The organism is Vibrio sp. SNU_ST1 (assembly GCF_030563405.1).
Lineage (GTDB): Bacteria > Pseudomonadota > Gammaproteobacteria > Enterobacterales > Vibrionaceae > Vibrio.
Genome location: NZ_CP130748.1, coordinates 69,261 through 93,136 on the forward strand (window position 1 = coordinate 69,261; position 23,876 = coordinate 93,136).

Annotated in this window: 20 protein-coding genes and 1 pseudogene; 16 read left to right on the forward strand and 5 right to left on the reverse strand. The window is 44.6% G+C overall.

The genetic code is table 11. From position 1 onward, the window contains the following. Positions 1-12: 12 nt before the first annotated feature. Positions 13-1,206 carry an NAD(P)/FAD-dependent oxidoreductase gene (locus tag Q5H80_RS00335; protein WP_304566207.1) on the forward strand — a complete coding sequence of 398 codons (1,194 nt, stop codon included), beginning with the start codon at positions 13-15 and terminating at the stop codon, positions 1,204-1,206. Positions 1,207-1,343: 137 nt separating this feature from the next. Here the strand turns inward: Q5H80_RS00335 and Q5H80_RS00340 are convergent, their stop codons facing one another. Next, the gene (locus Q5H80_RS00340; protein ID WP_048661274.1) at positions 1,344-2,237 is read right to left on the reverse strand and encodes a DMT family transporter; all 894 of its coding nucleotides are present in this window, start codon (positions 2,235-2,237) and stop codon (positions 1,344-1,346) included. 138 nt (positions 2,238-2,375) lie between these two features. On the opposite strand from Q5H80_RS00340, the gene rmuC reads away from it, so the two are divergent. The 7 genes from rmuC (at position 2,376) to tatC (ending at position 8,706) form a co-directional block, all read left to right on the forward strand. After that, positions 2,376-3,908 carry a DNA recombination protein RmuC gene (gene rmuC, locus Q5H80_RS00345; protein ID WP_304566232.1) on the forward strand — a complete coding sequence of 511 codons (1,533 nt, stop codon included), beginning with the start codon at positions 2,376-2,378 and terminating at the stop codon, positions 3,906-3,908. Between the two features lie 65 nt (positions 3,909-3,973). Next, positions 3,974-4,753 (forward strand): bifunctional demethylmenaquinone methyltransferase/2-methoxy-6-polyprenyl-1,4-benzoquinol methylase UbiE, encoded by a 780-nt coding sequence (ubiE, locus tag Q5H80_RS00350; protein ID WP_029222994.1) that lies wholly within the window; start codon positions 3,974-3,976, stop codon positions 4,751-4,753. Positions 4,754-4,851: 98 nt separating this feature from the next. Then, positions 4,852-5,457, forward strand: coding sequence for an SCP2 domain-containing protein (locus Q5H80_RS00355; protein WP_304566233.1), 606 nt, complete (start codon positions 4,852-4,854; stop codon positions 5,455-5,457). Continuing rightward, positions 5,454-7,088 (forward strand): ubiquinone biosynthesis regulatory protein kinase UbiB, encoded by a 1,635-nt coding sequence (ubiB, locus tag Q5H80_RS00360; RefSeq protein ID WP_065679637.1) that lies wholly within the window; start codon positions 5,454-5,456, stop codon positions 7,086-7,088. The genes Q5H80_RS00355 and ubiB overlap by 4 nt, the downstream gene beginning before the upstream one ends. 54 nt (positions 7,089-7,142) lie before the next feature. After that, on the forward strand, positions 7,143-7,397 hold the full coding sequence (gene tatA / locus Q5H80_RS00365; RefSeq protein WP_004735565.1) for a Sec-independent protein translocase subunit TatA: 255 nt from the start codon (positions 7,143-7,145) through the stop codon (positions 7,395-7,397). A gap of 3 nt (positions 7,398-7,400) precedes the next feature. Continuing rightward, positions 7,401-7,808: a Sec-independent protein translocase protein TatB gene (gene tatB, locus Q5H80_RS00370; RefSeq protein WP_304566242.1), complete on the forward strand. Its 408-nt coding sequence runs from the start codon at positions 7,401-7,403 to the stop codon at positions 7,806-7,808. 148 nt (positions 7,809-7,956) lie between these two features. Beyond that, positions 7,957-8,706, forward strand: a complete 750-nt coding sequence (tatC, locus tag Q5H80_RS00375; protein WP_304566244.1) for a twin-arginine translocase subunit TatC — start codon at positions 7,957-7,959, stop codon at positions 8,704-8,706. A 197-nt stretch (positions 8,707-8,903) separates the two neighbouring features. On the opposite strand, the gene Q5H80_RS00380 is transcribed toward tatC, so the two are convergent. Further along, positions 8,904-9,665 carry a TatD family hydrolase gene (locus Q5H80_RS00380; protein ID WP_304566246.1) on the reverse strand — a complete coding sequence of 254 codons (762 nt, stop codon included), beginning with the start codon at positions 9,663-9,665 and terminating at the stop codon, positions 8,904-8,906. A gap of 208 nt (positions 9,666-9,873) precedes the next feature. Here Q5H80_RS00380 and hemB point away from each other — a divergent pair, with 208 nt between their 5' ends. The 3 genes from hemB to polA all read left to right on the forward strand — a co-directional run bounded on the left by hemB (position 9,874) and on the right by polA (position 14,930). Continuing rightward, on the forward strand, positions 9,874-10,917 hold the full coding sequence (gene hemB, locus Q5H80_RS00385; RefSeq protein WP_304566247.1) for a porphobilinogen synthase: 1,044 nt from the start codon (positions 9,874-9,876) through the stop codon (positions 10,915-10,917). Between the two features lie 80 nt (positions 10,918-10,997). Continuing rightward, positions 10,998-11,438 carry a GNAT family N-acetyltransferase gene (locus tag Q5H80_RS00390; RefSeq protein WP_304566249.1) on the forward strand — a complete coding sequence of 147 codons (441 nt, stop codon included), beginning with the start codon at positions 10,998-11,000 and terminating at the stop codon, positions 11,436-11,438. 693 nt (positions 11,439-12,131) lie between these two features. Beyond that, positions 12,132-14,930 (forward strand): DNA polymerase I, encoded by a 2,799-nt coding sequence (polA, locus tag Q5H80_RS00395; RefSeq protein WP_304566251.1) that lies wholly within the window; start codon positions 12,132-12,134, stop codon positions 14,928-14,930. A gap of 505 nt (positions 14,931-15,435) precedes the next feature. Here the strand turns inward: polA and Q5H80_RS00400 are convergent. Both Q5H80_RS00400 and yihA read right to left on the reverse strand, forming a co-directional pair. Then, positions 15,436-15,573, reverse strand: a pseudogene (locus tag Q5H80_RS00400) (GTP-binding protein); the annotation flags it as partial. 118 nt (positions 15,574-15,691) lie between these two features. After that, a complete protein-coding gene (yihA, locus tag Q5H80_RS00405; RefSeq protein WP_102541737.1) occupies positions 15,692-16,351 on the reverse strand; it encodes a ribosome biogenesis GTP-binding protein YihA/YsxC in 660 nt (219 codons plus the stop codon). 148 nt (positions 16,352-16,499) lie between these two features. On the opposite strand from yihA, the gene Q5H80_RS00410 reads away from it, so the two are divergent. The 5 genes from Q5H80_RS00410 (at position 16,500) to hemN (ending at position 21,104) form a co-directional block, all read left to right on the forward strand. Continuing rightward, on the forward strand, positions 16,500-17,117 hold the full coding sequence (locus Q5H80_RS00410; protein ID WP_009848044.1) for a cytochrome c: 618 nt from the start codon (positions 16,500-16,502) through the stop codon (positions 17,115-17,117). Between the two features lie 557 nt (positions 17,118-17,674). Next, complete coding sequence (locus Q5H80_RS00415) at positions 17,675-18,313, forward strand: class I SAM-dependent methyltransferase (RefSeq protein WP_012602994.1); 639 nt, start codon at positions 17,675-17,677, stop codon at positions 18,311-18,313. Further along, the gene (yihI, locus tag Q5H80_RS00420) at positions 18,313-18,870 is read left to right on the forward strand and encodes a Der GTPase-activating protein YihI (RefSeq protein ID WP_304566262.1); all 558 of its coding nucleotides are present in this window, start codon (positions 18,313-18,315) and stop codon (positions 18,868-18,870) included. The genes Q5H80_RS00415 and yihI overlap by 1 nt, the downstream gene beginning before the upstream one ends. A 6-nt stretch (positions 18,871-18,876) precedes the next feature. After that, complete coding sequence (locus tag Q5H80_RS00425) at positions 18,877-19,365, forward strand: DUF2489 domain-containing protein (RefSeq protein ID WP_048661282.1); 489 nt, start codon at positions 18,877-18,879, stop codon at positions 19,363-19,365. 347 nt (positions 19,366-19,712) lie between these two features. Further along, complete coding sequence (gene hemN, locus Q5H80_RS00430) at positions 19,713-21,104, forward strand: oxygen-independent coproporphyrinogen III oxidase (RefSeq protein WP_009848042.1); 1,392 nt, start codon at positions 19,713-19,715, stop codon at positions 21,102-21,104. A gap of 83 nt (positions 21,105-21,187) precedes the next feature. Here the strand turns inward: hemN and Q5H80_RS00435 are convergent, their stop codons facing one another. Beyond that, positions 21,188-23,791, reverse strand: a complete 2,604-nt coding sequence (locus tag Q5H80_RS00435) for an EAL domain-containing protein (protein ID WP_304566267.1) — start codon at positions 23,789-23,791, stop codon at positions 21,188-21,190. Between the last annotated feature and the right edge of the window lie 85 nt (positions 23,792-23,876).

The window sequence follows — 23,876 nt, forward strand, 5'->3', positions numbered from 1 at the left end:
AAGCAGAACCACATGAGTGAAAAATTTGATGTAATCGTAATTGGTGCGGGCGCCGCGGGCTTAATGTGCGCTGCGGAAGCGGGCAAACGCGGCCGACGAGTGCTGGTGGTTGATCATGCAAAGAAACCAGGCAGAAAAATCTTAATCTCAGGTGGCGGTCGTTGTAACTTTACTAACTATGATGTTTCAGCCAACAACTTCCTGTGTAATAACCCTCACTTCGTGAAGTCAGCTTTATCTCAATACACTAACTGGGATTTTATCTCGATGGTGAGCAAGTACGGCATTGAGTTCGAAGAACGCGATCACGGGCAGTTGTTCTGTGTGAATGACCACACAGCAAAAGACATCGTGAGCATGCTGCTTGACGAGTGTAAGCAAGCGAAAGTTGAACAGCGCTACCGTTGTGATGTTCACTCCATCGAAAAAACAGACGCTGGCTTCAAGATGCACCTCAATACCGACCAAGTTGAGTGTGACTCATTAGTTGTAGCGACAGGCGGTTTGTCGATGCCTAAACTGGGCGCAACGCCATTTGGCTATAAGATTGCCGAGCAATTTGGTTTGTCTGTGATGCCGACTACGGCGGGCTTAGTGCCATTCACTCTGCATAAAGAAGATAAAGAAGCTTTCGCCGAGCTTTCTGGTATCGCAATTCCTGCCGAGATCACTGCGCAAGACGGAACCTTGTTCAAAGAAGCGTTGCTGTTTACTCACCGCGGCCTATCGGGTCCTTCAGTTCTGCAAATTTCTTCGTTCTGGAAAGCGGGTCAGTCGGTTTCGATTAACTTAGTGCCTGAAGTCGATGTAGCTGAACTGCTGGCTAACTCTCGCGAGAAGCACCCAAATCAGAGCCTGAAAAACACCTTAGCGAAAGCACTGCCGAAGCGTTTTGTGGAAGTGCTAATTGATCGTAAAGAGCTGGAAGACAAGCCGCTCAAGCAGTTCAATGAAAAACAGCTGAACGACATCGTAGATCACTTAGAAAATTGGAAAATCGCGCCAAACGGCACCGAAGGCTACCGAACGGCCGAAGTGACTTTAGGCGGTGTGGATACTGATCACTTATCTTCGAAAACCATGGAGTGTAAGAGTGTGCCTGGTCTCTACTTCATAGGTGAAGTAATGGACGTAACAGGTTGGCTTGGAGGTTATAACTTCCAATGGTGTTGGAGCTCTGGCTTTGCAGCAGGTCAGTGGGTTTAAGCTTACCCATAGATTTTAAATTACATAAAAATGGCGAGTCATACGACTCGCCATTTTTGTATCTAACATTGTGTTCTAGCTCTAGATTCGACTTTATCAATAGCTTTTCGTGATCAATCGAATCTTTTAGCTCTTATTTACGCAGCTTTGTTTTTTGAAAACTTGATCTGTTGAATCACCAAGCCAGCAATGATCAGTACTAAGCCAAACAGTGTCGCCGGGTGAATCTCTTCGCCAATGATGGTTGAAAGTAGCATCAGTGAGATAAATGGCGAGGCAAAAATTAGGTTGCTGATACGCGCCGTATTGTTGGTTAGCTTGAGTGCTGATAACCACAATACAAAGGTAATCCCCATCTCGAACAGACCAACGTAAGTCACCGCCATCCAACCCTTCGCCGTAATTTGGCTAAAGCTTTCGCCCTCAAAAATGGTTAAACCGATCGCGAATGGTAATGCCACTAAGAAACCAAGCAGCACGCCAACCACTGGGTCCGCCTTGTTCTTGGTGTTGAGAATCCAATATCCCGCCCAAAGCAGAGTAGAAAGCAGCGCCAGTGCCACACCGAGTGGGCTATCGAACTGCATGCCTAACACATCGCCTTTAGTCGCAATAACTACCACACCCGCATAGCTGAAGGTACAAGCAATCCAATCTTGTTTACGAATCTTTTGCCCCAGAAAAACCGCCGCCATTAAGGTTAGCGTGATAGCCCAGCTGTAGTTGATAGCTTGAGCTTGAGATGCGGGCAGTAGGTCGTAGGCTTTGAATAGAATCAGGTAATAGGCCAATGGGTTGACTAAGCCGAGCAGTAGGTAGTACCAAGGGTTTGAAAGAAACGTAGTACTCAGCTGAGAAAGCTTGCCTTGAAAGGCGCAGACTGCGATCAGCGCAATCGATGACACAATGCTAGCGATAGTCAGCATTTGAATCGGTGAAAACTCAGCAAGGGTCAGCTTAAAAGCAGTAGCGACCGTTGACCACAGCAGTACTGCGGAAAGGCCAAAGCCCAAGGCACGACGTTCGTTCATGGCAACTCATTCTAATTTGATGGGACAGAATACGGAGCGCCTAGTCTATCTGTCGAATTTTAATACGGCAAACTGGACATTTATCCAGTATCAAAATACCATTTAATGAGTTATTTCCAATTAGGCTAAATCATTATCATGCAATGGATTATCGAACATCAGGCAACGCTTATTGCTGCAACTTCTGGCGCGCTCGTCAGCGGTGGTGTCGTGGGTTGGTGGATTAAACAAAAGCTCTCTTTCCAGCAGCGATTGCTCGAGCAGCAGCTAGAGTCCGATCGTTTGTTGCATGAATCTCAGCAAGCTCAGCTCAAATCATCACTTGCAGAAGCGCAACAAGAACTCAATGAATTAGATGATGACCGAGACAAAGCGGCATTCGAGCTCAAGCAGGCGCACGGTAAGGTGATGGCTGCAATGGAAAAGCTGCGCTACTTTGAGGCGGTAAAGCAAGAGCGTCAGCAGTACGCTGATGAGATCAATGTGCTTAAGGAGCATAAGTCTGAATTAGAAGCCGAGCTGCGCGAACAAGAAGCAAGGCACGATCAAGAAAACCTCGCCAATAGTGAAAAGCTGCAGTTGCTAGAGCAAGCCGAGTCACGACTTAAGCAGCAGTTTGAATTGTTAGCGAACCAATTGTTTGAAACCAAAACCGCCAAGGTCGATCAGCAGAATAAGCAGAGCTTAGAAGGTTTGTTGTCTCCATTGAGAGAGCAGTTGGAAGGCTTCAAGAAACAAGTGAACGATAGCTTCAGCCAAGAGGCCAAAGAGCGTCATACCTTGGTGCATGAGCTTAAAAACCTGCAGCGTCTTAATGAGAGTATGACGCGTGAAGCGGTGAACCTGACTCAAGCGTTAAAGGGTGATAACAAACAACAAGGTAACTGGGGCGAGGTGGTACTGGCTCGCGTGCTTGCTGAATCAGGGCTGCGTGAAGGCCACGAATACCAAACGCAAGTGAACCTGCAAAACGATGCGGGCAAGCGTTATCAACCGGATGTGATTGTTCATCTGCCACAAGATAAGCAAGTGGTAGTCGATTCGAAAATGGCGCTGGTGGCCTTTGAACGTTACTTCAATGCCGAAACCGATCAGCAACGCGATGCTGCATTGCGTGATCACTTGGTGTCACTGCGAGCGCACATCAAAGGCTTAAGCCAGAAAGATTATCATCAGCTCAAAGGCATACAGAGCTTGGATTACGTGTTGATGTTTATCCCGGTTGAGCCAGCATTTCAAGTGGCGATTCAGGCTGATCCTAGCTTGGTGAAAGATGCGATGGAGCAAAACATCATCTTGGTCAGCCCAACCACTCTGCTGGTGGCACTGCGTACCATTGATAACCTGTGGCGCAACGATAGACAGAACCAGAACGCACAGGTTATCGCAGAACGTGCGAGCAAACTTTACGACAAGCTGCGCTTGTTTGTTGATGATATGGAAGGCCTTGGTAGCTCATTAGACAGAGCCAACCAAAGCTACCAAGGTGCCATGAATAAGCTGGTGACTGGTCGTGGTAACGTGATTCGTCAGGCCGAAAGCTTTAAGCAATTGGGTGTTGAGGTGAAGAAACCTATCTCGGTTGGCTTGGCGGAAATCGCTCAAAATGAGGCTTTTTCAGAAAATGCCTCCTTAGTAGAAAGACAACCCGCTGAGGATAAAGTAAACTAATCGGCCGCAGCGCCTCTAAAGAGAGAGTGTACTGTCGATGAGAACTTACCATGGTAGATAACAGCATTATGGACACAAGCGTGCAGACAAATTCAGCAGTAGAGTCAGAAACCACACACTTTGGTTTCGAAACAGTCGCGAAAGACCAAAAAGTCGCGAAAGTAGCAGAGGTATTTCACTCTGTAGCCGCTAAATACGACATCATGAATGACTTAATGTCGGGTGGTGTTCACCGCTTGTGGAAGCGATTCACGATTGATTGCAGCGGCGTTCGCCCCGGTCAACGTATCCTAGACCTTGGTGGTGGTACTGGCGACCTTACTGCGAAATTCTCGCGCATCGTTGGTGAAAAAGGCCACGTGGTTCTTGCTGATATCAACAACTCAATGCTGAATGTGGGCCGCGATAAACTGCGTGATAGCGGTATTGTTGGCAACGTACATTATGTTCAAGCAAACGCTGAAGAACTGCCTTTCCCAGACAACTACTTCGATTGCATTACCATCAGCTTCTGTCTGCGTAACGTAACCGATAAAGACCAAGCACTGCGTTCAATGTACCGCGTACTTAAGCCGGGCGGTCGTCTGTTGGTTCTTGAGTTTTCTAAGCCAGTGCTTGAGCCTCTATCAAAGGTTTACGATGCATACTCTTTCCACCTATTGCCAAAAATGGGTGAGCTGATTGCTAACGATGCAGACAGCTATCGTTACCTTGCAGAATCTATCCGCATGCACCCTAACCAAGAAACCTTGGAAGGCATGATGCAAGAAGCGGGTTTTGAAAATACTAAATACTTCAACCTAACGGGCGGCATTGTTGCGCTGCATCGTGGTTACAAGTTCTAGTCGAACTTGGTAGCAGGCTCGTTGAGTGTGCTAAAAAATAAGAATAAAGATAGAACGGATAGGTTAAGGCTTATCCGTTTTCAAAGGTAAGGACAGTCATGCCATTTGATCCATTGGTCACCGCGGTTATTGAAACCTCTTTAAATACTTTCGTGAACGATGATCCAGCTTTGGTTCGTCGTTTGTCTCGTTTAAAGGGGCAGATCATTCAAGTTAATTTGAAAGAGCTGAATAAAACTCTCACTTTCGTTTTTAGCCAACAAATCGATGTGTTGTCTGAATACGAAGGGCAACCAGATTGCTACCTATCTTTGAACCTATCGGTACTGCCTGAACTGCGTGAGCAATCGAACATCACCAAGTTGATCAAGCAAGATAAGCTGATTCTAGAAGGTGATATTCAACTGGCACAAAAATTTGCTCAGCTAATGACAGACTGCAAGCCTGACTTGGAAGAGTGGCTATCGCGTGTGACGGGCGACGTGGTTGCGCATACCTTAGTACAAGGCGTTAAGAATGTCGGCGGCCTTGTGGCTAAGCAAGCGACTAAGCATCAAAACCATCTCGCTCAGATATTAACTGAAGAGTGGAAGATTGCACCAGCGCCATTAGAAGTGGCACATTTTTGCGATCAGGTTGACGACGTGAAAAGCTCAGCTGCACGTCTTGAAGCTAAATTGAACGCTCTGTTGGAGAAAGCATGACCCCAACAGAACTGAAACGTCTTTATCATATTATCAAGGTACAGTTGGAATACGGCCTTGATGAATTGATGCCTGAGCACCAGCTGACCAAAGCCCCTTTGCTGGCGCGAAAGTCACTGTTTTGGCTTAAGAACAAGCATCAAGATAAAGAGTTGGGTCATCGCTTGCGCCTTGCGCTGCAAGAACTTGGCCCTGTGTGGATCAAGTTTGGGCAGATGATGTCGACACGTCGCGACCTATTTCCTCCTCATATCGCTGATCAGCTGGCACTATTGCAAGACCAAGTGGCGCCATTTGATGGTCAATTGGCTAAACGAGATATGGAAAAAGCCCTCGGTGGTAGCCTTGATAACTGGTTTACCGATTTTGATATCGAGCCACTGGCTTCAGCTTCTATCGCTCAGGTGCATACTGCGAAGCTTAAAGAGAGCGGTCGTGAGATTGTTCTGAAGGTAATTCGCCCTGATATTCGCCCGGTGATTGATGCAGATCTAAAACTGATGCACCGAATGGCGCGTATAGTCGCTAAGTCGCTTCCTGAAGCACGTCGTTTGAAACCGGTTGAAGTCGTTCACGAGTACGAAAAAACGTTACTTGATGAACTAGACCTGCGCCGCGAGGCTGCCAATGCCATTCAACTGCGACGTAATTTTGAAGGTAGTGAAGAGTTGTATGTTCCAGAGGTTATCCCTGATCTAAGCAGTGAAACCCTGATGGTGTCAGAGCGAATCTATGGTATTCAAGTATCCGATATTGAAACGCTAGAAGCCAACGGCACCAACATGAAATTGCTCGCGGAACGTGGCGTGACGGTATTCTTCACCCAAGTATTCCGTGATAGCTTTTTTCATGCAGACATGCACCCGGGCAACGTATTCGTTAACCCAGAGAATCCAGATAACCCTCAGTGGATTGGTTTGGATTGTGGCATTGTCGGCACGCTCAACAGTGAAGATAAGCGCTATTTAGCAGAGAACCTGTTGGCTTTCTTCAATCGAGATTACCGTAAAGTCGCCGAGCTGCACGTTGATTCGGGGTGGGTGCCACACGACACCAACGTCAATGATTTTGAGTTCGCGATCCGTATGGTGTGTGAGCCAATTTTTGCAAAACCACTTGGCGAGATCTCATTTGGCCATGTGTTGCTAAACTTATTTAATACAGCAAGACGTTTCAACATGGAGGTTCAGCCTCAGTTGGTGCTTCTGCAGAAGACCTTGTTGTATGTGGAAGGCCTAGGTCGCCAGTTGTATCCGCAGCTTGATTTGTGGGCGACGGCTAAGCCTTTCCTTGAAACCTGGATGATGAATCAGGTGGGGCCGCAAGCTGTGATCAACGCAGTAAAAGAGCGCGCGCCATTCTGGGCAGAAAAACTGCCAGAGCTGCCAGAGCTGCTTTATGACAGCTTGCGCCAAGGTAAAGCGATGAACCACAGAATGGATCAGCTTTATCAAGGTTACCGAGATAGTAAGCGTCAGCAAGCAACTGGAAAGTTTTTGTTTGGCGTTGGAGCCACTTTAGTCGTATGCTCCGCAATATTAGTTTCAAGCCCTTATGAGCAGCTATCTATGGGCTGTGGCATCGCAGGTGTCACATTTTGGTTGCTTAGTTGGCGAGCTTACCGTCGTTAGACAGTAGACTCTCTTAATATTTTTTATGTGTAGACAGACCCGAGGACAATGACAATGGGTGGTATCAGTATTTGGCAACTTCTAATCATTGCTGTAATTGTAATTTTACTTTTCGGAACAAAGAAACTGCGCGGTATGGGTGGTGACTTAGGTTCAGCGGTGAAAGGCTTCAAAAAAGCGATGAGCGATGAAGACAAGCCTGCAGATAAGAAAGATGCAGACTTCGAACCAAAGAATATTGAACAGCAGAAGAAAGAAGCTAGCGCTGAAACAACTGCTGAAACAAAGAAAGACAAAGAGCAGGCGTAAATCGTGTTTGATATCGGTTTTTGGGAACTGGTATTAATATCTGTCGTTGGGTTAGTGGTTTTAGGACCTGAGCGTTTGCCCGTTGCAATTCGCAGTATTTCCAAGTTTGTTGGACAAGCGAAAAGCATGGCAAACAGTGTGAAAGATGAACTTTCTCACGAGCTTAAGGTGCAAGAGCTGCAAGAAAACCTACGCAAGGCGGAAAAAATGGGTATGGAAGATTTATCTCCAGACCTAAAAGCGTCAGTCGATGAACTCAAGCAGGCCGCTGCTCAAGTTCAACGTCCGTATGCTAAGCCTGAGTCTGATAAGCCAAGTGAGACTGAACCTAGTGTCACGGAAACTGTGGAATCTGAAACCATTCAGGTCAACAGTGAGGCTTCAGTACCGTCAGATAAGAAAGCCGAATAGTCTCGCAAGGAGGAGTCGCCGGATACTTGAGTCGCTAGATGTTTAAGTCGATAGCTATTCAAGTAGATATCTATTCAAGTGGATACCAATTCAACTGGATAGATAGGTGCGCGGCTCCTTTTCGATCTTCCTGTTTAAGAGGTTTGACATGTCTTCGACTGAGCAGACACAGCCTTTAATTAGCCATCTTCTAGAATTACGTAATCGCCTACTACGCGCGATTGTCGCCATTCTAGTGGTATTTGTCGGGCTAATTTATTTTGCTAATGATATTTATGAATTCGTATCAGCACCTTTGGTAGATCGTCTGCCTGAAGGGGCGACGATGATCGCAACGGATGTTGCATCGCCATTTTTTACACCGCTAAAATTAACTTTAATCGCGTCTATTTTTGTCGCGGTGCCGTTTATTTTGTATCAGGTGTGGGCCTTTGTTGCTCCGGGTTTGTACAAGCATGAAAAACGCTTGATCATGCCGCTATTGGCTTCAAGTTCTTTGCTGTTTTACTGTGGTGTAGCGTTTGCTTACTTCGTAGTATTCCCATTGGTATTTAGTTTCTTCACGGCTATTTCCTTAGGGCAGGTAGAGTTTGCAACAGACATATCAAGTTATCTCGATTTTGTACTCGCGCTGTTCTTTGCTTTTGGTATTGCCTTTGAAGTACCAGTAGCAATTATCTTGTTATGTTGGACGGGGGCGACAACGCCTAAGGCTCTGTCTGAAAAGCGTCCGTACATTGTTGTCGGTGCTTTTATCGTCGGCATGATGCTGACACCTCCCGATATGATCTCGCAGACACTGTTGGCGATTCCAATGTGTATTTTGTTTGAGATTGGTCTGTTCTTCGCGCGTTTCTATGTGCGTAAGCCAGATGCGGATGAAGAAGCTGAGTCTTAATTCGAAAAGGGTTACAATAGCTTTATTTATTAGAGTCTTACAGCAAAAAAAACATAAAAAAAGCGGCCCGAGGCCGCTTTTTTATTGTGTCTGTTTATCGAATGTCGATTATACCATCGTCATAAATAACGGGTTACGCTCACTTGTTTTAAAGCTCGATAACTGCGTTATTTTCTGATGACTTACTGTGATTGATATTATAAACCAAACAGTAATTTAGCGTTGCTGGTCGTTATACTGTCGACTTCTTCAAGGCTAATCCCGCGCAATTCAGCGATGCGTTTTGCCACTAACTCCGTATACGCGGGTTCATTGCGTTTACCACGGTTTGGCGCTGGTGCTAAGTAAGGGCAGTCTGTTTCTAAGATAACGTAGTCCATATCTAGATGTGGGATCACCTTATCCATTCCTGAATTCTTAAAGGTTGAAACACCACCTAAACCGAGGTGGAAGCCGAGCGTATTGATCGCTTGAGCTTCTTCTAGACTGCTGCCAAAGCAGTGAAAGACACCACGTAAGCTGCCATCTTGTTCTTTACGAAGTAAGGCTAGTGTCTCTTCAGTGGAATCACGCGTGTGGATCACCACTGGCAGATCGAGCTCTTTTGCCCACTGCAGTTGAGTCACGAAAGCCATCTCTTGTTCAGCCTTGAAGGTTTTATCCCAGTACAAGTCGATACCAATCTCACCCACGGCGATAAAGTCATGTTTATCAAACCAAGCTCGAATGGTTTTGAGGGTTTGCTCGATATTCGCATCCACATAACAAGGGTGTAAGCCCATCATTGAACGACACACATCAGGAAACTGAGCTTCCGTCGCTAACATTGGCTCGATAGAATCTAAATCGATGTTCGGCAATAGAATGGTATCAATACCTTGAGCCAGTGCGCGCTGCACGACTTGTTCACGGTCTTCATCGAATTCGCTCGCGTAAATATGAGCATGGGTGTCGATCATTATTTTGTCCTGAAAGCAGTCTTTACTGAGTTGTCATGAGTATACGGCAGTGTGAGGAGAAGGTCATTTTTTGCCATTTATCCCTGTTTTTGAGTGGGTTTTATATTTTACTGCTAGCGTCCTGAGCCATCAGTGATATGCTTTTGCCTGTATTTAGCACTTTTCATATCTAAGCATTTCGGTGCTTAGACTAGGCAAGGAGAATCTAGTGTCTGTTTCAATTCAAGGTCAATTCCCAGGTCGCCGTATGCGCCGTATGCGTAAGCACGACTTTAGCCGTCGCCTAATGGCAGAAAATCAATTGTCTGTGGATGACCTCATCTACCCAATGTTTATCCTGATGGGTAAAGACCGCCGCGAGCCTGTCGAGTCAATGCCGGGTGTTGAACGCTTGTCGATAGACCTGATGCTTGAAGAAGCGGATTACCTGTCAAAATTGGGTGTTCCTGCGATTGCTCTGTTTCCGGTCGTGAACCAAGATGCTAAAAGCTTATGCGCGGCTGAAGCTCATAATTCAGAAGGTTTAGTGCAGCGTGCGGTCCGTTCATTAAAAGAGCACGTGCCAAATATGGGTGTGATTACTGATGTTGCACTGGACCCATTCACTACTCACGGCCAGGACGGCATCATCGATGAAGATGGTTACGTGATGAATGATGAAACGACTGAAGTGTTGATTCAGCAGGCGTTATCGCATGCTGAAGCCGGTGCAGATGTGGTTGCTCCGTCGGATATGATGGATGGTCGTATTGGTAAGATCCGCGAAGCGTTAGAGGAAGCGGGTTATATTCATACTCAGATTATGGCGTACTCTGCGAAATATGCATCGTGCTATTACGGCCCATTCCGTGATGCAGTCGGCAGTGCTTCGAACCTGAAAGGTGGTAATAAGAAGAACTACCAGATGGATCCAGCCAACAGCGATGAAGCGATTCACGAAGTGGCGATGGATCTTAATGAAGGTGCGGATATGGTGATGGTTAAGCCTGGCATGCCTTACTTAGACATCGTGCGTCGTGTGAAACATGAACTTCAAGCACCAACGTATGCTTACCAAGTGTCTGGTGAGTATGCGATGCACAAAGCGGCGATTCAAAACGGTTGGCTGAAAGAGCGTGAAACCGTAATGGAATCACTGCTGTGCTTTAAGCGCGCTGGTGCTGATGGCATTCTTACTTACTTCGCGAAAGATGTGGCTGAGTGGCTTGCAGAAGACAATGCACAAGCATCAAAGCACTTAAAAGAAAAGTAACGACTTAACGTTAACTTAAGTGATATCAGTAAAAGGGTTGGCCATTGTGTCAGCCTTTTCGCTTATGAGGGGAGAGCAATATGTCAGTCATAGTACGTGAAGGTTCACTGGAAGAGGTTGTGTCTGTCGTCGAGCAGGTCTCTGAGTTTGCTAGAAAAGAGAGTGTCGCTTCACTGACTGCTCGGCTTGAAGGGAAAAAGAGCCTGATCTTAGTGGCTGAAGAGGCGAACGTGTTACTTGGCTTTAAAATTGGTTACGAACTTAACTCAAATACTTTCTATAGTTGGTTTGGTGGTGTGTCACCGCTTGCAAGAAATAAGGGTGTCGCACAGGCTCAATTAGATGTTCAGGAACGGTGGGCACAAGAGCGGGGTTATGAGCTGCTGAAAGTAAAATCTCGTAACCAGTTTCCTGCGATGCTGTGTTTACTATTGAAAAATGGATATCGAATAGAAAAACTGGAAGAAAAAGAAGAGATTAATGAAAATCGAATCCATTTCGTGAAGCAATTATCAGCTTAATGATTTGCTTTATCGAGGAGATAAATCATTTAGAATGAATTTAATGAGATTTATTATCATTTAGTTGTTGACTATTAAATGAGAATCATTATTATTAACCCTGTCTTAGGGAATGAGGAAATGTTCACAAGGATGTTAAGTACTCAAGTATCAACTTGGTTACCCAACAGAATTCTCGTGAACTTGTACTAAGTTCTTTTTGACACGACATTGCTCACATTGCTTCCAGTGTAATTTATAGCTTTTAGGTAAAGCTGTGGTATTCAATTTGAATGGCTTTACCAGTTTTTGCTAGGCGACATCCTCGGGTGTCGCTTTTTTTATACCTCAAATTTAACAATATGCATATTTAGTGGCACGTTTTTTTATGAATAAAACGTCATCAGCATTCTTTTCCACAATGCAGGATCGTAAAAAGATCGTTGATCATCTGTTCGATCTGTAAAATTATTCTTTATTTTCAGTGCTTTATTGTTGTTTTTTGATTTGTTAACCTTAGTTCTCAACAGGGTGGATAAATAATATAAACAGAGTTATCCACAGAACGCTTGCATCTAAGAACAAAAAATAACAACAAATCGATTATAACGAATACAACCGAGTGAACGGATACAGATCGACAACATGGAATCCAACCAACAGACGTGGCATTCTTAACAGATAATTTCTGTACTTACTGGATTCACAAATATTATGGCTCGTATTCCTGATAATCCATTGATTCTGATCGATGGCTCTTCTTACCTATATCGCGCGTTCCATGCTTACCCTGGCACCATGAGCAATGGTGATATTCCAACTAACGCTGTTTACGGTGTGGTTAATATGCTACGCAGCATGATGCGTCAATTTGCTTCTGATCGTATTGCGGTAATTTTTGATGCGAAAGGAAAGACGTTCCGTGATGACATGTACCCAGAGTACAAAGCAAACCGTCCACCTATGCCTGACGATCTTCGTTGCCAGATAGAACCATTGCACAATGTGATCCGTGCGATGGGTTTGCCACTGATCTCTATTCCCGGCGTTGAAGCGGATGACGTGATTGGTACGCTTGCTTCTCAAGCTTCTGCGATTGGTATGCCAGTACTTATCAGTACTGGTGATAAAGATATGGCACAGTTAGTCGATGACAACGTTACTCTGATCAACACCATGACCAACGTGGTAATGGATCGCGAAGGTGTCATTGAGAAGTTTGGTATTCCTCCTGAGCTGATCATCGACTATCTCGCACTGATGGGCGATAAAGTGGATAACATTCCGGGTGTTCCAGGTGTGGGTGACAAGACAGCGACGGCTTTGTTGCAAGGCATTGGTAGTATAGAAAAACTGTATCAAAACCTCGATGATATTGCGGCGCTTGGCTTTCGTGGTTCGAAAACCATGGCTAAGAAGCTGATTGATAATAAAGACAACGCTGAGATGTCTTATGAGCTTGCAACAATCAAGTTAGATGTTGAGCTTGAAGAGACGCCTGAGTCACTCGTCAAAGCACAACCTAATATCGATGAGCTTATCAAGCTGTATGGCCAGTTGGTGTTTAAATCTTGGCTGAACGAGTTACTTGAAGGTGGTAGTGGTGTCGTTGAAGCTGATGAAAGATCGGGTGCGGTACGCAGCAGCACTTCAACAGCGACCTCTACTGTAGAAATGAATACGTCTGCAGTGACAATTGACCGAAGTAATTACGAAACCATCCTGGATGAAGCGTCATTCAATGTATGGCTAGAGAAGCTCAAAGCAGCCGAAGTGTTTGCCTTTGATACCGAGACTGACAGCCTCGATTACATGGTCGCTAACCTTGTGGGTCTATCATTCGCAACCGAAGAAGGCGTTGCCGCTTACGTGCCTGTTGCTCATGATTACTTAGACGCACCGCAACAGTTGGATCGCGATTGGGTGCTTGAGCAGCTGAAACCGATTCTAGAAGATGACGCGCAAGCAAAAGTGGGTCAAAACCTAAAATACGATATGAGTGTGTTAGCGCGCTACGGTATCGAGATGAAAGGCATTAAGTTCGATACCATGTTGGCGTCATACGTTTTCAATAGTGTAGGTGGCAAGCATGATATGGACAGCCTAGCGCTGCGCTTCCTACAGCACAGCTGCATCTCATTTGAGCAAATCGCAGGTAAAGGTAAGAAACAGCTTACTTTCAACCAGATTGAGCTGGGTGAAGCCGCTCCATATGCCGCAGAAGATGCTGACGTGACACTACGTCTGCATAACCGCCTGATGGAAAACATCGAGCAAGATGAAAAGCTTAAAACCATCTATGAAGAAATCGAAGTACCACTGATTCCTGTGATGTCTCGCATTGAGCGCACCGGTGTGTTCATCGATGACATGCTGTTAGGGGCTCAATCGCAAGAGATTGCAGTTCGTCTGGATGAGCTAGAGCAGAAAGCTTACGAGATTGCAGAGCAAGAGTTCAACATGAACTCACCAAAACAGCTGCAAGCGATCCTGTTTGAGAAAATGGGTCTGCCAGTTATCAAGAAAACGCCATCAGGTGCACCTTCAACCAACGAAGAAGTGCTTCAAGAGCTGGCGCTTGATTACCCGCTACCTAAGCTGATCATTGAGTATCGTGGTCTTGCGAAGCTTAAGTCGACGTACACAGATAAACTGCCGAAGATGATCAACGCTGAAACGGGTCGTGTTCATACGTCTTACCATCAAGCGGTGACCGCGACGGGCCGTTTGTCTTCGACTGATCCAAACCTACAGAACATCCCAATTCGTAATGAAGAAGGTCGTCGTATCCGCCAAGCATTCGTTGCACAACATGGTTGGAAGATTCTAGCGGTCGATTACTCTCAAATTGAATTGCGTATCATGGCGCACCTATCAGGTGACAAAGCGCTGCTGGAAGCATTCCAACAAGGCAAAGATATCCACGCGGCAACGGCTGCTGAGATCATTGGCGTTGATATTGAGAGTGTGACCACTGAACAACGTCGTCGTGCTAAAGCCGTTAACTTTGGTCTTATCTACGGCATGAGTGCCTTTGGTTTGGCTAAGCAGCTGGGTATTCCGCGTGGTGAAGCACAACACTACATGGACACCTACTTCGAACGCTACCCTAGCGTTATGCAGTACATGGAAGACACTCGCAGTGCTGCTTCAGAGCAAGGCTTCGTTGAAACCATTTATGGTCGTCGTTTGCATCTTCCTGAAATCCAATCTCGTAATGGCATGCGTCGTAAAGCGGCTGAACGTGCGGCTATCAATGCGCCAATGCAAGGTACGGCGGCAGATATTATCAAGAAAGCGATGTTGTTAGTGGATGAGTGGATTCAAGCCGAAGGCGATGGTCGTGTGAAGCTATTGATGCAAGTACACGATGAATTGGTATTTGAAGTTCAAGAGTCAGCTTTAGCCGAAATTGAAAGTAAAGTACAACAATTGATGGAGTCAGCGGCTGATCTAGAAGTACCGTTAGTCGCGGAAGCAGGCCACGGTGACAACTGGGATCAAGCCCACTAATCAGTTTTCGACCTTATTGACTAAATTAGTATGAGCCAGTGCACAAACGCTGGCTTTTTTTTGTCTCGAATAAAGTTGAGTTGTAGAAAGGGATTAGGTGTTTTAATAAAACATTCATGAAAAAAAACTACAAAAGTTGTTTTCATTTCTGAGCAATTGTTGTACATTAATCTCGTAGGGTACAGAGGTAAGATGTTCTATCTTTCAGACCTTTTGTTTCACGTTATTGGATTAGGCTGATTCAGCCGCCCCAGCCAGCATTTGGCTGGGGCGTTTTTTCTTGTGCGAAAGAAAAATATTTCCAACCTATAATTCCCTCGTTAATCTGCTTCTTTTTAATACCTTTTCTATTCTTCTCGAAACTTTCTCTCTATCACTTGATTTGTCTTAAATCTGGAATTTGATCAGCAATTGGTAATTTAAATCCGTCTCTAAGTGGATTGTTTTATTCTTGGAAATAACTTTTATTTTACAAGTTACTCATAATGCATTGATCACTTATGTCTTATTTATCAGTGCATTGAGTGGGTGAATGCTCAATGTAATCCATGATTTCTTGTTGTTTTTCGGTACTGAATTTAAGTGCTTCGGCTGTGATCTGGATGGATTGCGCCATAGAAAAGATATTGTTGGTCGCTTTGACTCACGAATTTACAGGTAAAAAAATACCCCACCTATAAAAGGCAGGGTATTGATAAGGCTAAATCACTGGTTGTCAGTGCTTTTCCCTCTAATTATAGGTATAGCTCTAGATAGAGGAACTACTCTGAGTCGTTTTGCTCTTCGTCAGCTAATTCATCAAGGATTTGATCGGCAAATACCGGAGCAAACCACTCATCCATCTTGGCACGCAGTTGGTCAACGCCGATGCCCTTCATTGAAGAGAAGACATCAACCGCAACATCACCACCGAAAGATTTCGCATCGTTACGGATTTTCAGTAGCTGTGCTTTACGCGCGCCACTCTTCAGTTTGTCTGCTTTTGTTAACAAAACCTGTACTGGGATGCGGCTATCGATAGCCCAGTAGATCATTTGTTGGTCAAGGTCCTTCATTGGGTGACGGATATCCATCAATACCACTAAACCTTTTAGGCTTTCGCGTCGTTGTAGGTATTCACCTAGCGACTTCTGCCATTTTTTCTTCATCTCAAGCGGTACTTGAGCGAAGCCATATCCCGGTAAATCGACAATATGACAGCCGTCGGTAACCTTAAATAGGTTAATTAGCTGAGTTCGACCTGGGGTTTTACTGGTTTTCGCCAAGCTTTTTTGGTTTGTAACGCGGTTTAGTGCGCTAGATTTACCAGCATTGGAGCGTCCTGCAAACGCAATTTCGATCCCTTCGTCTTCTGGTAAGTGACGAATATCAGGTGCACTGGTAATGAAATGCGTGTTTTGATAATGAATTTTTACGCTCACTGTTAACTCCATCTCGACTTTGTGTAGTCGATTGATTACTTTTTTGTGAATTTGTGTAAAATAACCGTGCTCGGCATAAGGTCGCCTATTGTACCATGAGTGGCAACATAGAGTGGTACTGGAAGCTTGATAATTATAATGGAATGTCATGAAGAAATTAGCGCTAATTTTGAGTCTTTTAGCCAGCTGCTCAGTATGGGCTCAAGGTAGTATTGAAGCTGGTAAAGCCAAATCACAAACATGTGTTGCCTGCCACGGTGCTGACGGCAACAGTCTGATCACTCAGTACCCTAAGCTGGCTGGTCAACACGAGAAATACCTAGAGAAGCAGTTAAAAGAGCTTAAGCTAGGTATGACGAGTGGTGGTAAGCAAGGTCGTTATGAACCTGTAATGGGTGCAATGGCGATGCCTTTATCTGAAGAAGATATGGCTGACCTAGCGGCATACTACGCATCTCTCCCTATCTCTAGTAACTCTACTCCTGAAAATGTAGTAGATGAAGGTAAGGTTCTTTACACTGCGGGTAATGCAGAACGCGGCGTAACGGCTTGTATTGCTTGCCACGGCCCTCGTGGTAATGGTACCGAACTTTCTGGTTTCCCTAAGATTTCAGGTCAGCACGCAGATTACATCAAGGCTCAACTTGAGAAATTCCGCGATGGTAACCGTAATAACGACATGAATGCGATGATGCGTGATGTAGCTAAAAAGTTAACAGACGCAGATATTGATACCTTATCGAAGTACGTTGGTGGTTTACACTAATATGTCGGTTTCTTGCTCTTAGCCAGAGTAATGAAATGTACGTTCGAGCGAGATTGAAGAGACGCCCCGATCAGTAATGGTTGGGGCGTTTTCTTTTGTGTTGATTTTATATATCCGGTTTGTGTTAATGTCTAATTTATCAATGCGCGTTCGAATTGTGTACAAAAGTGTGAGCTCGCACTCTTGTAGTCTTTTTGTAAAAAGGTAAAGTAGCCGCCATCAGCTAGGAGCTGACTTAGATACGGATGGTCATCTAGTCTAACGGTATAGACAGAAACGGATCAGGCTAGGACAGCCCAGCAACAAGGTGTTAGAAAAGGATAGCCAAAACTCATCAGGACGATGAACAACAAACAAATTTGGCATGGAAAGCACCAATAACAAATGGAGATTTGTGTACCAAGTTGAGTATGCAAATTTTGGCCGATATAGGCAGATTTAGAGAGCGATAGGTTTTCCTATCGCTTTTTTTATTGATTTGATGAAAAAACACCCAATACCTCTCCACTATAAACTCAGTTTCTGGTATGTTTCGCATCCCTGTTTAAGGATGTGCTATGTATACTTGTCCCTTATGCCATCACCAAGGCGTGAATCACTATTTTGAAGACAAACGCAGAGCCTATCTGCAGTGTCAGCAATGTGAACTGGTATTTGTTAAACCTGAACAAAGGTTAGAAGCAAAAGAAGAAAAAGCACACTATGATCTCCATGAGAACGATCCTAGTGATGCAGGCTATCGCCGTTTTCTATCTCGCATCGCGGATCCACTAACAGACAAAATTTCATCTAACTCACAAGGGTTGGATTTTGGTTGTGGCCCAGGCCCCACGCTATCTATTATGTTAGAAGAAGCCGGACACACCATGGAGTTGTACGATATCTATTACCACCCAGAAGCTTCTGTGTTGGAAAAAACGTATGACTTTATGACTGCCACGGAGGTGATAGAGCATCTTTATCACCCAGACAAAGTGTGGCAGCAATGGTTGAATTTAGTTAAACCCAAGGGCTGGATTGGTCTTATGACTAAGCTAGTAATAGACGTAGACGCGTTTGCTGGTTGGCACTACAAGAATGACCCGACACATGTCGTCTTCTTTAGTCGTCAAACATTCCAGTTTTTGGCAGAGCGGGATAAGCTCGAACTAGAATTTTTTGGAAATGATGTAATTTTACTGAGGAAAGTGCAGTAATGGGTCGTAGTAAGAAATCAAGAAAGCCGGGAGCACTTGGCGCTCCGGAGCCTATGGTTACTCGTAACCGTAGTGAATCTGATGTTGAAGGTCGTGAACGTAAGCGTGTTAAAAAGCGTAAAGGCCTTAAGTCTGGCAGCCGTCACTCTGATGGTAGCGAAGCAAAACAGCGTAAAGCTGCACTAGCTCGCGATCCTCGTTTAGGCAGCAAGAAAAAAATCCCGCTGATCGTTGAACCAGCGAAGAAGCCGACGAAACAAGAGCGCAAGCTATCTAACGAACAAGAGTTAGAGATGCTTGAGAATGATGCTCAACTGAACACACTGCTAGATCGTATCGAAAATGGTGAAAACCTAGGTGCAGGTCTGCAGAAGTTTGTTGATGAGAAGCTTGATCGTATTGAACACCTAATGGGCCGCTTAGGTCTACTAGAGCCAGAAGACGATGAAGATGAGATCTTCTTAGAAGCACCAGTTGCCTCTAAGAAGAAAGCAAGCTCTGACGAAGACTTGCTATCTCAATTCGAAGATTTCGACTTAGACAGCTTTAAAGGTTAATAGCCAATGAACGTAACCTTATTAGCAATTGCTGGTGGAATTATCATTCTCGGCTTAGGCTCTTACGCAGGTTACCTTCTACTTCAAGTGAAGAAGCAGACGGAGTTGCAAAAGCAGCATCAAGCACTTGCCATTGAAAAACGTAACGCGACGATTTACGAAAACGTAAATACTTTATGCTTAGCGGGTATTCAAGGCCAGTGTGACTTACCTGAGATCAGTATCCGAGTGTGTATCATTATGGATAATGTTCAGGGTGATGAGCGTGTTGATTTTGATTCTGAGTATCCTGCTCTTTCTGAGCTGTACCATATCGTAAAAGATATGGCTCGCGGAGATGCAAGACAGGAACTGACGAAAAAAGAGCGCATGCAGCAGAATCTTACGCGCCATAAGGCTGAGACTCGCTTGAATGATGCGGTCATCGAAGATTTGAAAAGGTTGCAGGAGAAGGTTAAGCCTCTCAATAACCAAATCAACATTCAGATGATCTAGTCACTAAGACTATTTAATATAGAGGCTTGTTTAACTCTCCATTTTTAAGACGTGCTGCTTTTAATACCTATGCCTTTAAGACGCTTTGTCTTAAAGGCATATTGTTTTTAAGTCGCCTTGCTTTTTAATAGACAATGTTAAATAAGCTTTCTTACCTTTTGCGTCTCGTTAATCCCGACGCTTTGTTAGTGATCAAGCTAGCAGTTCTGAGTTTTTGTCTGAAAAATTGATTTTGTCTTGGAACGACCTTACTGGTCGTGTGGCAAAATAACCCGTCTATATTTTAATGAATGTAAAATGATTTGAGAGACCTTAGGTTCTCGCGGATCTAAATTGGAAGTACCGCTATGTCGAGCAAGCCAGTAACAACGAATCAGCAAATCGTTTGGGATCAAGAAATCTTAAACAAGTACAACTATTCGGGACCTCGTTACACCTCATACCCAACTGCGTTGGAGTTTCATGAAGCGTTTACTGTCGCTGATTACGATATGGCGTGTACTCAATATCCTGATCGTCCACTTTCTCTTTACGTGCATATCCCATTTTGTCACAAGCTTTGTTACTACTGTGGTTGTAATAAAGTTATTACTCGTCACTCGCATAAAGCGGATGAGTACTTGGATGTGATTGAACATGAAATCCGCCAGCGCGCCTCTTTATTGAATGGCCGTAAAGTGACTCAACTGCACTTCGGTGGTGGTACACCAACGTTCTTGACCAAAACACAAATCACTCGTTTGATGGGCATTTTGCGTGAAGAGTTTAACTTCACCGCTGACGCTGAAATCAGTATTGAAGTTGACCCGCGTGAGATTGAGTTAGACGTACTTGACCACCTTCGAAATGAAGGCTTCAACCGCCTGAGCATTGGCGTGCAAGACTTCAATAAAGAAGTTCAGAAGCTGGTTAACCGTGAGCAAGATGAAGAGTTCATTATTGCAATGGTTCAACGTGCGACAGAGCTAGGCTTCCGTTCAACTAACCTGGATTTGATCTACGGCCTACCAAAGCAGACTCAAGCTTTGTTCGCTGAAACATTGAAGCAAGTGTTAGAAATGAAGCCGGGCCGTTTATCTGTATTTAACTACGCACACATGCCGCAACTGTTTGCTGCGCAGCGTAAGATAAAAGATGAAGACCTACCTGAAGCTAAAGAGAAGATGGCTATCTTACAAGATACTATCGAGACGCTAACCGGTGCGGGTTACCAGTTCATCGGTATGGATCACTTCGCATTACCTGAAGACGAGCTAGCCGTAGCACAACGTGAAGGTATTCTGCATCGTAACTTCCAAGGTTACACTACTCAAGGTGAAGCTGACCTAATTGGCTTCGGTGTTTCTGCTATCTCTATGGTTGGTGATGCTTATGCACAAAACCAGAAAGAGCTGAAGAAGTACTACGCTCAGGTGAATGACCTGCGTCATGCGCTTTGGAAAGGTGTGGCACTGGACAGTGACGATCTACTGCGTCGTGAGGTGATCAAGCAGCTTATCTGTAACTTTAAGTTGGATAAGACGATGATCGAATCTGAGTTCTCGGTTAACTTTAATCGCTACTTCAAAGAAGATTTAGAGCTTCTACAAACTTTTATCAACGATGAGTTGGTTGAAGTTGATGATAAAGAAATCCGCGTTACTCTACGTGGCCGTTTGCTGATCCGAAACATCTGCATGTGTTTTGATAAATACCTACGTGCCAAGGCTCGTCAACAGCAATTCTCTCGCGTGATCTAATCGCTTGGTTGAGAATAGAAACATAAAAAATGCCAGCATCATGCTGGCATTTTTGTATCTGACTCATTCGATTTGTGCCTGATTTAGGCGAGGTTCTCTTTGGCTTCTGCGTTTTGTTCTACTTTGTTATTCGTTTTAAACTTGGCATTTAGCTTACTGCCGAGGTCGGTAGGCCATTGGTCAAACGGAACTGGACGACTGTATAAGAAACCTTGAGCTAATGGGCATTGAAGCTGCTTGAGGAGTTCAGCTTGTTGTTGTGTTTCAACGCCTTCTGCTACCAAACTCACTTTGAAACCCTTGGTGATGTTGACGATGGCTGCGACGATGGAGCTGTCTAGGTTCTCTTTTTCCAACTTACTGACGAAGCTGCGATCGATCTTTAAGCAATCAAATGGCAGTTTGTGTAAGTAAGCCAGTGACGAATAGCCGGTACCAAAGTCATCAATTGCAATCGAGATGCCTAGTGCTTTTAGCGTCAGCATATTATCGATGATGGTTTGGTCATTGTCGACGATGCGTGATTCGGTGATCTCTAGCGTCAGGTTTTGGGCTGGTAACTTGGTGTCACGCAGCGTGCTTTTAACCAATTCAATGAATCCGCTTTCACTCAGTTGGTCGACAGATAAGTTAACGTGAATAGAGAAGTCTTTATCCCATTTTCCTGATTCAATCGCAATTGCGGTATCTCGACACGACTTATGCAAGATCTGCTTACCAATGTCGTAGATCAACCCTGTTTCTTCTGCTAAAGGAATGAACTCCAAAGGTGAGATTATACCCTCGTCCGTTACCCAACGAGCCAAAGCCTCGGCACCTATGGTAGCTCCAGATTCAAGGTCGATTATAGGCTGATAGAAGGGCTCGAACTGCTGCAGCTCAATTGCCTTGTTAAGACGTGCCAGCATCTTGGTACGATATCTCGATGCTTTGCCCATTTCTGGGTTGTAAATACTGACACTGGTTTTGTCTTGCTTTGCGTTGCTCAGGGCAATGCTGCTGTTGCGCAGCAGCAGTGTAATGTCGTTGACGTTCGAGACATTTACCACCCCCATTGATACCTTGATCACCACGCTTTCTGATTCCATGGCAAATGGGGAGGTAAAGATTCGAAGTAAGCGGCTTGTCAGTAGTTGGACGTCATCTATTTGATTGATGTTAGGAGCGTAAATCGCAAATTCATCCCCGCCAGTTCGAGCTAACAGGAAGTTCGATGGCAGCGTACCTCTTAAACGAGCGGCCGCAATGATAAGCAGTTGGTCACCATTGTAATGGCCGAGGCTATCATTAATATCTCGGAAGCGGTCAATACCAATTAAGTAAAGTGTACCTTTTTCGTTTTCAGGGTTTTTCTTGGCTGTATCAATAAAGCCTTCACGACTATACAGTTTGGTTAATGAGTCATAGGTAAGTTGAGCCTGTAATGCCTGAAAAGAAGCCTTTAAGTTGTTGGTCATTTCATTAAATGACGCAGTTAACATGCTAATTTCATAGATATTGCCCGTTTTTGGCATGCTCGTATCCCAGTCACCTTTGGCGAGGCGCTTTGCTGCCCCTGCAGTTGAAGTGATGGGTTGAGTTACGCGATTAAAGGCAATTAATCCAGCGATAATACCAATGCAACTGAGTGTTAGACCGAGTAACCAGCTGTTTCTTTGGTTTTTTGGTAATTCACCAAGTAGGCTACTTTCTGGGATCGACATACCAATAATCCAAGTGATGCCGTACTCATCTTCATAAGGGGTAAGCTGATTGAAATATCGTTCGTTATCTAAATTAAAACTAAAGCGCTGCACATTTAAATCATCGATTAGATGAAATTTATCTACATAACGGGCACTTTCACGTATTACCGGGTTAGCACTCTCTGTTGCTAACAAACGCTGGCCTTTGTCTGTTTGTCCTGTTCCCCAAGAGACGACGCTGCCTCCGCCCGAATGAGCGACTAAGCGCTGTTGCTTATCAATAATATAAACAGAGGCATCCGTTTTATCTTTGAGATCCTTGAGAAAAGCATTAAAGGTGTGGATCTTGATATCACTGGCGAGGACACCTTTGAGCTCGTTGTCACTATAGATAGGAGCGAGAGCCGATAAAGTGATCTCTTGTCGTTCATCTGCATTGGCATAAATTGATGACCATACAGCCTTGTTCTGTGTCACTACTGGAGTGTACCAAGGGCGAACTCTAGGGTCATAACCTGTAATTATGGTTCGAATGTCTCCGCTAATCGTATTACCACGATAAATGACAAGTTTGCCTTGAGTTCGATCATCTCGGGCCATCAAGGTGTAGCCGTTGTTAACTTCTTTTCGAAAGCCGACATAATTACCATCTTCAGAACCAAAGCCGATCACATCAAGCTGAGGTATCGCTTGAAAATGCGCAGAAAACTTATAAAGAATATAGTCTTGAACCTGACTAAGATTTCCCTCTTTATAAAGGTTGTGATAACCGATGTTATGACTTAGTGAAAGGTTAGCGTGAAATGGCTTTTCTAAAAAATCGGCAAGGCTTTGATGAACATTATCTGTGAGTGATGTTAGTTGGCGTGCACTAATATCACTCACCATCTCCTTGTAGCTTTGCTTTTGAGTGAAAATCATTACGCCCATAGTGAAGAGAAATATCATCACGAATGGCAGAACCACTGCGGTTCTCAAGGTAATTTGTGTTTTCAAAGACATCTTTAGCTACAATTTGGATAGATAGTGTACTGTAATTGTACCGATACTATTCAAAGCAAGCGACACTTTTTTAGCTTTAAAAAAT